This is a genomic window from Citrobacter sp. CK185 (assembly GCF_030333565.1).
Classification (GTDB): Bacteria; Pseudomonadota; Gammaproteobacteria; order Enterobacterales; family Enterobacteriaceae; genus Citrobacter_B; species Citrobacter_B koseri.
On record NZ_JAOWFR010000022.1, the window covers coordinates 49,865 to 63,562 of the forward strand.

Below are 13,698 nucleotides of genomic sequence, written 5' to 3' on the forward strand. Positions count from 1 at the left end.
TTGCCAGACCGTAGGCCCGGTAAGCGTTGCGCCACCGGGCAAAGCGATTACGCCGTGATGTGATGCAACTCCGCCAGCGCTTCCAGCGCTTTTTCAAAGCAAAGCAGCGGAGCGCGTACGGTTCCCGCCCCCACCTGCCCAATTCCCGCTTCACGATGGGCAATACCGGTATTAATCAGCGGCGTGATCCCCGTTTCAACAACGCGGCGAATATCCAGCCCCAGGCAGGCTCCCCTGAAATCCCAGGACGGAATCTGGAACAGCGGATTGCTGGACAGATAGATTTCGGCCATCTCTTCCGACGTTTCCAGCGCCGCCCCCATACCGCCTGCGCCGACAAAACGCGTTACGCCAGGCGCGGCAATCATTGCCGCGCCGCCGATCCCCAGCGTTTCCGTGATGGCGCTGTCGCCAATATCCGGGTTCGCATCGGCCTGACTGTAACCGGTAAAAAACAGCCCCTGCGGCGTGTTCACCGGCGCGGTAAACCAACGGTCGCCGGTGCCGCTTACGCGAATACCAAAGTCGCGACCGTTACGCGTCATGGCCGTAACGACCGATCCGGCTTTAATTTCCGCCGCCGCATCCATCACCGCTTTACTGTAGGCCATCGCCAGGTTGAGGAAGAACTGGTCGGTGACACTGAGGAATTGCAGCACATCAATGATTTCAGCCTTCGGACGATCCAGTCCGGCGATCACCGGCGACAACGTGCGCAGCAGCAAAGAAGAGGCGGCAATATTACGCTGGTGGAACTCATCCCCCATAGTGATCGCCTGCGCCATCAGCGCCGTCAGATCGACGCCGTTTTCCATCCGCGAGAGCGCTTCCTGCAACACCGGCGCCAGCACATCACGCATCCAGCGCAGGCGTTTCTGGACGTCATCGCCGTAAGCGCCGAAACGCATCACTTTGCCGATCCCTTCATTAAGGTTGCAGCAGGACAAGTTGCCATGCACCACGTCACGCACCACCAGCACCGGCATACTGGCGGAGGTGATACCGCCCATCGGCCCCACCGCGCCCACATGATGACAAGGAATAAACGCCACCTCACCTTGTTCCAGCATGCGTACGGCCTCTTCCTCACTGGCCGCCCAGCCTTCAAACAGCGACGCGCCGATACAGGCGCCGCGCATCGGGCCGGTCATCTCTTCCCAGGCGATCGGCGGGCCGGCGTGCAGTAATTTACGTCCAGACGCTAATTCGGCCACCGCGTCTTTCGCCGGGCGTACCGCAACCCAATGTGGGCGCGCGGCTTTGATTCGTTCAATAATGGCTTCGTTGGCCTGTGCAATAGATGAATACATATCCGTACCTCTGAACTTAATGTAACTGTTTGAGTAGACTGGCGAGACGGGCGTTGCCACCGGCAACGGGCGCCCACTGATAATGCACAACCGGCGTACCGCTGCTTTGCAGATCCAGCGCGAAGCTGCGCAACCCGGCGTTGATGACCTGCACGCCATCAAGAAGCGCGCTATGTGCTTGCGGTATACCGCGCTCCTGATGGCGTGTAAGACTGATGGCGAGCAGGACGGCTTCTTCCAGCGTTTCCACCACCGCAATCCCGGCCTCGCGAAGTTTTTCCGCCTGCCCGCTGCGCCCCTGCGGGTCGGCATCAGTACCGGTCAGGGTGGCAATCACCACCAGCGGCGCGGCGCGTTTGGCGCGCACTTGCTCTATCGCCTCAACGACCGCTCCCGCCGGGTCGGCACAAGCGCCATAGCCCAGCACCACATCCAGCAGCAGCACACCCACTGCCGGCATTGCAGTCAGTTTTTCGATTTCAATACTGCGGGTTGTTGGATCAATCATCGGATGAGGTCTGCCCAGGGTGTAACTGTCATCACCAAGGTCGACAATGCGATGGCCGCCAGCCTCCAGCATCACGCCCTGGTCGTGGCTTTCGCTGACGGGGACGCCCAGCCCGGCGGAGAGCAGCATGGCGGCTTCGGCTGCCAGCGTGCCCCCGGCGTACAGGCCATAAATACCTTTCCCTGCCACTTCCGGCTGAATCCGTCGCTGTTGCGCCACGCGCATCAGCAGCACCGCCAGTTGGGCGGCATCCGACAAGGAGTTCGCCAGCCAGACGTTACCTTCACGGCGCTGTTCCGGTTGACGCCCGAGGAACAACGCGACCACCGGTTTCCCCACGTTTTGCATGGCCGCAATGATGCGGGTTCGCACCTGCGGCGACGGCGGTTTGGAGACAAAAGCAATCACCCGCGTGGCGTCATCCGCAGCCAGCATGTCAAGCGCGGTCAGTGCGCTGATGCCGCCCACTTCCGCGCTCAGGTCGCGCCCGCCCAGACCTATTGCATGGCTGATTCCCTGCTGATGCAGCGCAATCTGCGACGTCACTTCCTGAATCCCCGTCCCCGATGCGCCAATTACGCCAATCCCGCCTTCAGGCAGTACGTTGGCAAACGCCAGCGGACTTCCGGCAATCATCGCCGTGCCACAGTCAGGCCCCATCACAATCAACCCCCGCTCGCGCGCCATTGTTTTCAGCTCGACTTCCTGTTCCAGCGGCACGTTATCGGAAAACAGCATCACGTTTTTATTCGCCAGCAGCCCCTCTCTGGCAACCGATGCGGCATATTCCCCGGCAACGGAAACTAACAGCAGATTGGCCTGGGGTAATTTTTGACATGCGCTCTCCCAGCGGCGCGCTTTAATCAACTGGTGCGAGCTGCCCGAGGCATTCGTCATCGCATTCAGTTCTTTCTCCAGTTGCTCACGAATCAAATCCAGAATGCCGGGCTGTTCGCCTTCGGTTCGCACCGCCACGCAAATATCGTTTGGCGTGGCATCGGCAAAATCGTCATGCCAGAACCCGGTTGAATCCAGCATCGACTTATTCGCTGGCGTGCCCATCATCACCGAGACCTGATCAACTTCCGGGCATTCACTGAGTTTTCGGGAAATAATCATCAGGCTGACGGAGTCCTGAAAACTTCCCTTTTTAATAAAGGCGTAAATCATTACCGCTACCTCTTTATGTGCGTTTTTCTTTTAAAAACAACATGGCGAATAAACCGACAGCCAGCAGCGCGGCTGAAACATAGAAACTGGAAGCCAGACTTCCGGTGATATCACGCGCTGCGCCTGCAATAATGGGTGCCAGAATGGATGAACTCATGCCGATAAAATTAAATAAGCCAAATGCCGTGCTGTAATTATTTTCATCGACGCTATCCGCCACCAGAGCGACCAGCACCGGGTCCAGCGCCAGTTTCCCGACAAGGCCATAAACGCACAGAGCGATAATGACGCCGGTCATATTTGGCATCCAGATAATTGACAGCATGCTGAGAATGGCAACGGGCACCAGGAACATAATTAATGGTTTACGCTTACCCAGTTTGTCAGACAGGCTGGAGAATAACAGCGCGCCAGGAATTGAAATCCACGCCACCAGCGAAGAAATAAATCCGGTTTCACTGCCCGCGATGCCACGTTCACTTTGCAGATAATAGGGAAGCCAGGTCAGAATAACGAAGAAACCAAACAGGCTACAGAACACCATAATATAGGTGATAATTAAATTACGGTTTTTCAGAAGGTCGCTGAAATTCCCTTTTTTTACCGGTTTGCCATCGGCTTCGGCCGTGCGCTTCTTCTCTTTCACAAACAACCAGATCGCAATCCCAACCAGCACGGAGGGGATCGCCATCGCGTAAAATGGCATACGCCATGAATACCCCTGGTCGTACACCAGCCAACTGGAGGTCATCAGGCCCAGCGCAATACCAAAGGCCATCCCGCTATTGATGATGGCGCTGCCCAGCGAACGGTATTTTTTGGGGATCTGCTCGGAAGACAAGCCATACTGCGGGCCATAGTAAGTCCCTTCCCCCGCTCCCGTAACCACGCGGGCAAACAGCAGCGTATACCAGCTTTTCGCCCAACCGGTGACGGCGGTGAATACGCCAAAAAGAATAAACCCCGGCACCAGCACTTTCTTTTTGCCAATCTTATCGCCCAGAATGCCTGCCGGAACCTGAAGCAAAGCATAAGAAAAATAGAAAACTGAATTAAGAATACCTAATTGCGTACCACTTAAGCCAAATTCTTTTTCCAGTTCTCCCATTACCGGATTGAGTATCGTGCGGTCAGCGTACATAAAAATCCACCCTAACCAGAACAGGAAAACGGTGACCCACCAGGCCGGTATTCCTCTTTTATTCGTGACCTCAGTCACTTCATATGATCCAGACATAAGCAATCTCCCGGTAATATTTACCGCTGAACACCTCATGCTATCTGACATGATACGTGAGGTTTGATGTTTTAACTGAGGCTACCTTATCGGGGGAAAAATCCATTTCATTTGAACAAAATCACACAAAATCCATTGTTATAAATTCCTGGGAACTGACCGCTGCATTATTAAAAAAAGTCTAATAATCATTTTTAAAACAATTTAAATAAAAGAGATAAAAACGCTAAGGATTAGCGAGATATTTTTGTGGGTAAATGAGCTGTCGGTTACATCACATTATGAAAATAACAAGACGATATTTTTACCGCGAGATATTTCGCACAATGAGGTCATCATGAAAAAGAAAATCGTCATTGCCCTTGGCGGCAATGCGTTATTACAGCGCGGAGAAATTCTTAGCGCGGAAAATCAGCAGCGTAGCATTCAGGTATTCGCCAGAATGGCATCCATACTGGCCCGGGATTATCAACTGGTGATTGTTCACGGCAACGGCCCGCAGGTGGGTCTGCTGGCGTTACAGAATGCGGCCTGTACAGACTCCCCCGCCTGGCCGCTGGATATTCTGGTCGCCGAAAGCCAGGGAATGATCGGTTTTGCTATCGCTCAGGAACTGGCGTCATGCACCGGCGGCGCGCCTGTCACAACGCTGATGACCCGTGTGGCGGTCGATCTGCGAGATGACGCCTTTGCAACGCCCGGCAAGTATATCGGCCCGGTATATCAACCGGCGCAGCAGGCGGAGCTGGAAGCGCGCTACGGCTGGCTGATGAAAGCTGATGGCAACTATATTCGTCGGGTTGTTCCCTCTCCAACGCCATTAAAAATTCTCGACAGTGACGCAATACAAACGTTGATAGATGCCGGACATACGGTAATTTGCTGCGGTGGCGGCGGCATTCCGGTTATCGCACAAGACGAGGGATATCAGGGAGTCGAAGCGGTCATTGATAAAGATTTAACGGCCTCGGTGCTGGCGCAGTCTCTCCACGCCGATCATCTGTTGATCCTGACGGATGCGGACGCTGTGTATGAGAACTGGGGAACACCACAGGCGCGCGCGCTGCGCCATGCAACGGTGGAAGAACTGGCGCCGTTCGCCGCCCCCGATGGTGCGATGGGCCCCAAAGCCGCAGCGGTGATGCAGTTTGTTAAACAGACCGGGAACACTGCGTTTATCGGCGCGCTAAAAGATGCGCCACAGATTCTGGCGGGGGAAAAAGGCACCTGCGTGACGCGGTAAACCTCTTTTTGCCGGATGGCGACGCGAAAGCGTCTTATCCGGCCTACGGGAAGCACGGTTGCCAATCGTAGTCGCCATCCGGCAAAAAAAATGGCTTCCCGAAGGAAGCCATCTTTACAATCAGCAGGCTGAATTACAGAACGTCAATCGCGTTCAGTTCTTTGAAAGCCTGTTCCAGACGCGCGATCATGGAAGTCTGGCCGGCACGCAGCCATACGCGCGGATCGTAGTATTTCTTGTTCGGCTGATCTTCGCCTTTCGGGTTGCCCAACTGACCCTGAAGATACGCTTCGTTATCTTTGTAATACTTCAGAACACCTTCCCAGGTCGCCCATTGGGTATCGGTATCGATGTTCATTTTGATTACGCCGTAGCTTACGGAGTCTTTGATTTCCTGAGCGGTAGAACCGGAACCACCGTGGAATACGAAGTTCAGGCTGTTGTGCGGCAGGTTGTGTTTCTTAGAAACATATTCCTGAGAGTCGCGCAGGATGGTCGGGGTCAGAACCACGTTACCCGGTTTGTAAACACCGTGTACGTTACCGAAGGAAGCTGCGATGGTGAAACGCGGGCTGATTTTGCTCAGCTCAGTGTATGCGTAATCAACGTCTTCCGGCTGGGTGTACAGTGCAGAAGCGTCCATGTGGCTGTTGTCCACGCCGTCTTCTTCACCACCGGTGCAACCCAGTTCGATTTCCAGAGTCATGCCCATTTTGGCCATGCGCGCCAGGTATTTGGAGCAGATTTCGATGTTCTCTTCCAGAGACTCTTCAGACAGGTCGATCATGTGAGAAGAGAACAGCGGCTTACCGGTCGCAGCGAAGTGTTTTTCACCCGCGTCCAGCAGACCGTCGATCCACGGCAGCAGTTTCTTCGCGCAGTGGTCGGTGTGCAGAATTACCGGAACACCGTAGTGTTCAGCCATCTGGTGAACGTGATGCGCGCCAGAGATAGCGCCCAGGATTGCCGCGCCCTGAGGAACGTCGGTTTTCACGCCTTTACCCGCGATAAAGGAAGCGCCACCGTTGGAGAACTGGACGATGACCGGCGCTTTAACTTTCGCAGCGGTTTCCAGAACGGCGTTGATGGAATCGGTGCCCACGCAGTTAACTGCTGGCAGAGCAAAGTTGTTTTCTTTTGCTACCTGGAACACTTTCTGTACGTCATCACCAGTAATTACGCCTGGTTTTACGAAATCAAAAATTTTAGACATGTTTCGTTGTCCTGTATCGTCGGGCCTTAGAAAAAACACGGGCCGCCCTGAATGTCAGCACGGCAATAAATCAACGGGCAGGAATCCCTGCCCGTAACGATTACTTCTTAGCGCGCTCTTCGAGCATTGCTACTGCTGGCAGCACTTTGCCTTCCACGAATTCGAGGAATGCGCCGCCGCCAGTGGAGATGTAGGAGATTTTGTCAGCAATGCCGAACAGGTCGATTGCCGCCAGAGTGTCGCCGCCGCCTGCGATGGAGAACGCTTCGCTGTCTGCGATCGCGTTGGCAACAATTTCGGTGCCTTTACGGAAGTTCGGGAATTCGAACACGCCAACCGGGCCGTTCCACAGAATGGTTTTCGCATTCTTCAGGATGTCAGCCAGTTTCTCAGCGGAGGTATCGCCCAGGTCCAGAATCTGCTCGTCGTCTTTGATATCGTTAACAGATTTCAGGGTCGCGGTAGCGGTTTCGGAGAACTCGGTTGCTACGCGTACGTCAGTTGGAACCGGGATATCACAGGTGGTCAGCAGGCGTTTCGCTTCGTCAACCAGGTCAGCTTCGTACAGGGATTTGCCCACATTGTGGCCCTGAGCGGCAACGAAGGTGTTCGCGATGCCGCCGCCAACGATCAGCTGGTCAGCGATTTTGGACAGGGAGTCCAGAACGGTCAGTTTGGTAGACACTTTAGAACCGCCAACGATAGCCACCATCGGGCGAGCCGGTTCTTTCAGCGCTTTACCCAGCGCATCCAGTTCTGCCGCCAGCAGCGGACCTGCGCAAGCGACGTCGGCGAATTTACCGATACCGTGGGTAGAAGCCTGAGCGCGGTGCGCAGTACCGAAAGCGTCCATCACGAATACGTCGCACAGCGCAGCGTATTTCTTAGACAGGGCTTCGTCGTCTTTCTTCTCGCCTTTGTTAAAGCGAACGTTTTCCAGAACCACCAGTTCACCAGCAGCCACTTCAACGCCGTCCAGGTAATCTTTTACCAGGCGAACCGGATTGGACAGTTTGTCTTTCAGGTAGTTAACAACCGGCAGCAGAGAGAATTCTTCGTTGTACTCGCCTTCGGTAGGACGACCCAGGTGGGAAGTAACCATCACTTTCGCACCCTGTTTCAGGGCCAGTTCGATGGTCGGCAGGGAAGCGCGAATACGCGCGTCGCTGGTTACTTTCCCTTCTTTAACTGGAACGTTCAGATCCGCACGGATAAAAACACGTTTACCAGCAAGATCCAGATCGGTCATCTTAATTACAGACATGGTGAATCCTCTCATTGATTCATAAAGTTTTGCAGACGTCATGCGCTTCATCCTTTTGAAGGATTTTGCGCATGGAATGTCCTACTTGAAACCAACTGCGGCCATCGCTAACGTCGTGTCGAGCATTCGGTTAGCAAAGCCCCATTCATTATCGCACCAGACCAATGTCTTGATCAGGTGGGCGCCACTGACCCGTGTCTGGGTGCCATCAACGATGGCGCTATGCGGGTCGTGGTTGAAATCTATCGAGACCAACGGCAATTCCGTATAGTCAACTATACCATGAAATGCCCCATGTGCTGCTTTTTGCAGCAACTGGTTGACTTCATTGGCTTTTACCGGCTTTTTCACCGTCACGCTTAAGTCGATCGCCGTCACATTTATGGTCGGTACGCGTACCGCAATCGCCTCAAAACGGTCGTTGAACTGCGGGAAAATTCGCGTAATGCCCGCCGCCAGTTTGGTATCAACCGGAATAATCGACTGGCTGGCGGCGCGGGTGCGTCGCAGATCGGAATGGTACGCGTCGATCACCTGCTGATCGTGCATGGCGGAGTGGATCGTCGTGACGGTTCCCGACTCAATGCCGTATGCATCATCTAACAATTTAATGACGGGGATGATGCAATTCGTGGTACAGGACGCATTCGATACGATGCGGTGTTCCGCACGCAATTGCTCCTGGTTCACGCCAAACACGACGGTGGCGTCAAGATCGTGGCTGCCGGGATGTGAAAAGAGCACTTTTTTCGCGCCAGCGGCAAGATGCGCCTCGCCGTGTTCACGATTACCGTACACGCCCGTGCAATCCAGCACGACATCAATACTCAGTTCGCGCCAGGGCAGCGCATCCAGCGTTCGCTCGTGCAAAATGCGAATCGTGTCGTCGCCGACGATGAGCTGCTCGCGCTCCTGGCGAACATCCCATGCAAAACGTCCATGGCTGGTGTCATATTTCAACAAATGCGCCATGCCCGCGGCATCCGCAAGTTCGTTGATTGCCACCACGCTGATTTCCGCCCGGCGTCCTGATTCATACAAAGCACGAACCACGTTACGCCCGATGCGACCAAAGCCATTAATCGCTACGCGTACGGTCATAGGTCTCCTGCAAGGCTATCCCGATTCAGATGAGGCTGACAGAGTAATCCAGCAAATCGTCGAGGAAAACCTTACCTGTCGCAAACTGCGACTGATTGATTATTTGTCGAACATTTAATCGACTGAAACGCTTCAGCTAGAATAAGCGAAACGAGGAATAAAAGGAATGATTGTCCAGTCAAAGAAGCCAGTTATCTGACCTGCATCACACTTTCGCCCCCTTCAGCGCCCGATTTATTCCATATTCCAGAATGGCGAATAAGCGTAGCAATATCTTTTCGTTGCCGCGTCACAAATCCTGATTTATATCAGGAAGTACGTGAGCCAGCGTCTATATTATCAGCGCTACGTCCGAGTCTCGGAGTCCCCAAACCATGACAATGCCGCCAGTTCCCTCATCTGCCGCACGCTTTTATGCGCTGCGCCTGCTTCCCTGCCAGGAAGTTTTTTCACAACTACACGCGTTCGTCCAACAGCACCAACTGCGCGCCGCGTGGATAGCCGGGTGTACCGGCAGCCTGACTGACGTCGCGCTGCGATTCGCCGGGCAAGAGGAAACCACCCTGCTCACCGGAACGTATGAGGTCATCTCCCTGAACGGCACGCTGGAACTCACTGGCGAACACCTTCATCTCTCTGTTTCCGACCCAAAAGGCGCAATGCTGGGCGGCCATATGATGGCAGGCTGTACCGTTCGCACCACGCTTGAGCTAGTCATCGGAGAGCTTAACGCGCTGGCGTTTAGCCGCCAGCCCTGCGCTGTTTCCGGTTATGAAGAACTGGTTATCTCACCCCGTTAACGTTTCACTCAGTAAGAGGTTTTCTATGGCGCATCGCCAGTTTTCCAGCCAGTCCCTGGCTTTGATCGTGATTGCTATCGCCATCAATATGATCGGCGGACAGCTCATCAGCATGTTGAAGTTACCGGTTTTCCTCGACTCCATCGGGACGTTGATCAGCGCCGTCCTGCTCGGCCCGATTGTCGGCATGTTAACCGGGTTGCTCACCAACGTACTCTGGGGATTATTAACCGATCCCATCGCCGCCGCCTTTGCGCCGGTCGCGATGGTGATTGGTCTGGTCGCCGGTTGGCTGGCGCGTGCCGGATGGTTTCGCACCCTGCCAAAAGTGGTGGCCAGCGGCGTGGTGATTACGCTGGCGGTCACAGTTGTCGCCGTGCCGCTGCGAACCACGCTGTTTGGCGGTGTGACCGGAAGCGGCGCCGACCTGTTTGTCGCCTGGATGCACTCTGTCGGTCAGAACCTGGTGGAGTCCGTTGCGATTACCGTCCTGGGGGCGAATCTGGTCGATAAAATCCTGACCGCGATTATCGTCTGGGTGCTGTTGCGCCAGTTGCCATTACGCACCACGCGCCATTTCCCAACGATGTCGCCCGTGCGCTAATGCACCCTTTTACCTCGTTAACGCTCTGGGCGCTGGCCGCCTGCACCACGCTGCTGCTTCCTGCCGGCATGGCGCTCACGCTGTACAGCGCGGCGACGTTTCTCTGTTTACTGGGGATAAGCGCCACGCGCCCGCGGGCGAAATATGTCGCGTGGCTGATGTTTTCTCTGGGATTCGGCCTGTGGCTGGTACACGGAGGCTGGCTGACCGAGTGGATCAGCGGCCAGCCGCGCGATCCGCAACGCTGGCAACACGCCGTCACGCTCTGGCTACGGATTCTGGCGATAGTCTCCACCTCACAGTTGTGGATGCAGTACGTGCCGGTTCGCCAGTTTATTCGCGCCCTGTTCGCCTCACGCCTGCCGCCGGGCATCGCCTACCTGTTTGCCGGCCCACTGCTGGTTGTCGAACAGCTAAAACGCCAGTTGTCGATCATTCATGAAGCCCAGCGCGCCCGCGGCGTGCCGCTGGACGAACGTTGGTATCAGCGACTTCGCGCCATGCCTGCGCTTATCGTTCCGTTAACGCACAATGCGCTCAACGATCTGGCGGTTCGCGGCGCGGCATTGGATATGCGGGCGTTTCGTTTACATCGCCGTCGCACCACATTGTGGGCGCCGGAGGACAGCGCCCGGCAACGGGTCGCACGCTACAGCATGATACTGGCGATGCTGGTCGAAACCGGAGTGTGGATATGGTTACGCTAGAGCAGTTCCGTTATCACCCGACACATGCGACGCGCGCCCCGCTGTGCTTCGATTTTCATTACGACACGCCCGGTATCGTGGCGATTTTTGGCAATAACGGCAGCGGAAAAAGTACGCTGGCGCAGTTAATGGCGGGCTGGTTTCCCGATTTTCTTCCCGGCACGATCGACGGCAAAGGCGAACTGTTATGCACGCCCATAGGGCAGCGCTCCCTGGCGGAACACGCGCAAACCATCCAGCTTGTCCAGCAGTCGCCCTGGCTGCAACTTTCCGGCTGTACCTTCAGCGTGGAGGAAGAGATCGCGTTCGGCCCGGAAAACCTTGCGCTCAGCGAGGCGGAGATCCTGCGCCGCGTTGATGCCGCGCTCTCGCTGACGGAATGCCAGCCATTGCGTCATCGCCACCCGGGTACGCTCTCCGGCGGGGAAACTCAGCGAGTGGTGATTGCCAGTGCACTCGCTATGCAGCCGAAACTGTTGATTCTTGATGAAGCGTTCAGCCGTTTAACAGCTCAAGCCACGGCGCTGCTGCTGACGCGTTTACAGGACTGGGCGCATACGCAACAGGCGTTAATCATTCTTTTTGAGCGTGACCCCGCCCCCTTTCTCGCCTATTGCGATCGCACATGGCAGTTGCACAACGAAGGATTATCTTTACGATGCTGACGCTAGAACAGGTGACTTTTCGCTGGCCGGGCGCCGCTACTCCCTGCCTTCACGATATCTCACTGACGCTGAACGCAGGGGAATGGCTGGCGCTGACCGGTGATAACGGCGCGGGGAAATCGACGCTTCTGCGCATCATGGCTGGCTTACTCACTCCGTCATCCGGCGACGTGCTGCTTCAGGGAACGCCGATTGCGCAACGCAAAAACCGCGAACGCGCGCAGATTCTCGGCGTGCTGTTTCAGGAAGCGGAAAACCAGCTTTTTCACAGTAATGTCGCCGAAGAGGTCGCTTTTGGCTTGCGGCTACAAAAGTTGCCGCCGACCGAAATTGCGCAACGCACCGCTACGGCGCTGAAATTATGCGCTCTGGAAGAGGTCGCGGATATGCATCCGTTAGATCTTCATACGGCGCAACGCCGTATGGTCGCCGTTGCCAGTCTTGACGTCATGAGACCAGCAATTCTGATGCTTGATGAACCCAGCCGGGATTTTGACGCCCACTGGCTGGCAATCTTTGAAAACTGGCTCGCGGTTTGCCGACAACGGGGAACCAGCGTGGTGGCGATCAGTCATGACGCCGCTTTTACGCAGCGCCATTTTTCCAGGGTGGTTCGTCTGCATAACGGAGCCATTACTGAGGCTCGTCAGGCAACGCCTGTGCAAGACGATACTCACCCTTTGCCGTCATCTCTAACGTAAGACTCGCAGGTAAGCTGTTTTCCAGCACCCGACAAACGTTAGGCCCGTCGGTACGGTCAAAAAATATCTGCGCCTGCTCTTCGCTCAGTCCTCCTGCCTGTTTACGTGCGATTAAACGGCCGCGCAGCACATCGGCAGGCGCACGGATAAACAGTGAATAATCGCAATACTGCCGTAGCTCGCGCCAGGACGGCGCGTTATACAACAGCCAGTTTCCTTCAATAATAACGACAGGCGCCGTCACCTGAATGGCATTTTCGACAGGGTCATGCAACTGGCGATCATATTGAGGCCAGGTTGCATTCTGCTCATGGAGCTGACGTAAATTACTCGCCAGTTTTTCAACGTTAAAGGTTTCAGGAGCACCTTTAGCGGCGCGCAGTTCATGCTCATCCAGCCAGCGATTATAATGATGGAAGCCATCCATCGGCAGCGTCTGGATCGTCGGTAATTCTGGATCGTTACGCGACAGATATTCCCAGAAGGTGGTGAGCGTTGACTTTCCTGTTCCTGGCGGGGCGCTCAGAAAAATAACGGTGCGGCGCTCAGGTGTTTTCGCGTTTAATGTTGCCAGATGCCGTAACAGCGGTTTATGGACATTTTCTACTTCATCGTCATCATACCAGGCGTCGGTCATCAGCCCATTAATCTGGAGCGATATTTTCACGGTGTTAATTCCCTTAATATCGTCGTTACCGCTAAAGCCAGCCCGGTTTTGATCATGGTGACAAAACGTATTTCTGAATAGATGGCGAAATCTGCAAACTTCATTGATTTCAACGAATTGTAGAGTGTAGCATTCGTCGTTATGCTATTGACGTTACTCATAAAATCCCAGGTGATATCATCAGAAAAACGGGGGATTTCACGCTGTTCACGTAAATACTGATAAAACTGAGAAAAGTGAATCACATCGGCATACAGCCATTTATCCATTTTTCCCAACGCATAAATCAAACGTATTGCCACATCAATGTCATCAAGCGGGCCGCTTTGAGCCAGTAACGGCTTCACTGCATATTCGACGATTTCTTCATCGTTATTGACGAATAATGACGGCAGAAAATTTTTGATGGCCTGCAACAGGATGTCATTTGCGGTTGCCATAAACGAAAGTAAATTATCCTGAGCGTCCAGTTGCTCAAGTACATCATCTTCTGTCAACGTCGTCATGC

General features: G+C 54.8%; 14 protein-coding genes. 6 read left to right on the forward strand and 8 right to left on the reverse strand.

Annotated features, from left to right (window positions below; genetic code table 11):
- Window positions 1–47: 47 nt before the first annotated feature.
- From OGV79_RS05985 to OGV79_RS05995, 3 genes are read right to left on the reverse strand one after another with little or no spacing between them, the layout of a single operon-like run.
- Window positions 48–1,310, reverse strand: coding sequence for a YlbE family protein (locus OGV79_RS05985; RefSeq protein ID WP_058668064.1), 1,263 nt, complete (start codon window positions 1,308–1,310; stop codon window positions 48–50).
- 16 nt (window positions 1,311–1,326) lie between these two features.
- A complete protein-coding gene (locus OGV79_RS05990) occupies window positions 1,327–2,988 on the reverse strand; it encodes an acyl-CoA synthetase FdrA (protein WP_286468155.1) in 1,662 nt (553 codons plus the stop codon).
- Between the two features lie 13 nt (window positions 2,989–3,001).
- Complete coding sequence (locus OGV79_RS05995; RefSeq protein WP_012135031.1) at window positions 3,002–4,225, reverse strand: MFS transporter; 1,224 nt, start codon at window positions 4,223–4,225, stop codon at window positions 3,002–3,004.
- 337 nt (window positions 4,226–4,562) lie between these two features.
- Between OGV79_RS05995 and OGV79_RS06000 the strand changes: the two genes are divergently transcribed.
- The gene (locus OGV79_RS06000) at window positions 4,563–5,468 is read left to right on the forward strand and encodes a carbamate kinase (RefSeq protein WP_286468156.1); all 906 of its coding nucleotides are present in this window, start codon (window positions 4,563–4,565) and stop codon (window positions 5,466–5,468) included.
- Window positions 5,469–5,601: 133 nt separating this feature from the next.
- Here OGV79_RS06000 and fbaA read toward each other — a convergent pair whose 3' ends face one another.
- From fbaA to epd, 3 genes are all read right to left on the reverse strand, one after another.
- Entirely contained in the window at window positions 5,602–6,681 is a 1,080-nt protein-coding gene (fbaA, locus tag OGV79_RS06005; protein ID WP_058668067.1) for a class II fructose-bisphosphate aldolase, read from the reverse strand.
- Between the two features lie 100 nt (window positions 6,682–6,781).
- On the reverse strand, window positions 6,782–7,945 hold the full coding sequence (gene pgk / locus OGV79_RS06010; protein WP_024130932.1) for a phosphoglycerate kinase: 1,164 nt from the start codon (window positions 7,943–7,945) through the stop codon (window positions 6,782–6,784).
- Window positions 7,946–8,026: 81 nt separating this feature from the next.
- A complete protein-coding gene (gene epd, locus OGV79_RS06015; RefSeq protein WP_012135037.1) occupies window positions 8,027–9,046 on the reverse strand; it encodes an erythrose-4-phosphate dehydrogenase in 1,020 nt (339 codons plus the stop codon).
- 374 nt (window positions 9,047–9,420) lie between these two features.
- Between epd and OGV79_RS06020 the strand changes: the two genes are divergently transcribed.
- Genes OGV79_RS06020 through OGV79_RS06040 form a run of 5 tightly spaced genes read left to right on the forward strand, consistent with a single transcriptional unit; the run spans window position 9,421 to window position 12,523 of the window.
- The gene (locus OGV79_RS06020) at window positions 9,421–9,846 is read left to right on the forward strand and encodes a PPC domain-containing DNA-binding protein (RefSeq protein ID WP_115625890.1); all 426 of its coding nucleotides are present in this window, start codon (window positions 9,421–9,423) and stop codon (window positions 9,844–9,846) included.
- A 25-nt stretch (window positions 9,847–9,871) separates the two neighbouring features.
- A complete protein-coding gene (locus OGV79_RS06025; protein WP_286468157.1) occupies window positions 9,872–10,450 on the forward strand; it encodes an ECF transporter S component in 579 nt (192 codons plus the stop codon).
- The gene (locus tag OGV79_RS06030) at window positions 10,450–11,157 is read left to right on the forward strand and encodes an energy-coupling factor transporter transmembrane component T (protein WP_012135040.1); all 708 of its coding nucleotides are present in this window, start codon (window positions 10,450–10,452) and stop codon (window positions 11,155–11,157) included. Before OGV79_RS06025 ends, OGV79_RS06030 begins: the two co-directional genes overlap by 1 nt.
- Window positions 11,145–11,822, forward strand: a complete 678-nt coding sequence (locus OGV79_RS06035) for an energy-coupling factor ABC transporter ATP-binding protein (protein WP_058668070.1) — start codon at window positions 11,145–11,147, stop codon at window positions 11,820–11,822. The genes OGV79_RS06030 and OGV79_RS06035 overlap by 13 nt, the downstream gene beginning before the upstream one ends.
- Window positions 11,816–12,523 (forward strand): ABC transporter ATP-binding protein, encoded by a 708-nt coding sequence (locus OGV79_RS06040; protein WP_286450541.1) that lies wholly within the window; start codon window positions 11,816–11,818, stop codon window positions 12,521–12,523. Before OGV79_RS06035 ends, OGV79_RS06040 begins: the two co-directional genes overlap by 7 nt.
- On the opposite strand, the gene OGV79_RS06045 is transcribed toward OGV79_RS06040, so the two are convergent.
- Both OGV79_RS06045 and OGV79_RS06050 read right to left on the reverse strand, forming a co-directional pair.
- Entirely contained in the window at window positions 12,456–13,190 is a 735-nt protein-coding gene (locus tag OGV79_RS06045; protein WP_047461376.1) for a nucleoside/nucleotide kinase family protein, read from the reverse strand. The two genes, OGV79_RS06040 and OGV79_RS06045, sit on opposite strands and share 68 nt — an antisense overlap.
- Complete coding sequence (locus OGV79_RS06050) at window positions 13,187–13,696, reverse strand: MltR family transcriptional regulator (RefSeq protein ID WP_047461374.1); 510 nt, start codon at window positions 13,694–13,696, stop codon at window positions 13,187–13,189. The genes OGV79_RS06045 and OGV79_RS06050 overlap by 4 nt, the downstream gene beginning before the upstream one ends.
- Window positions 13,697–13,698: the final 2 nt, after the last annotated feature.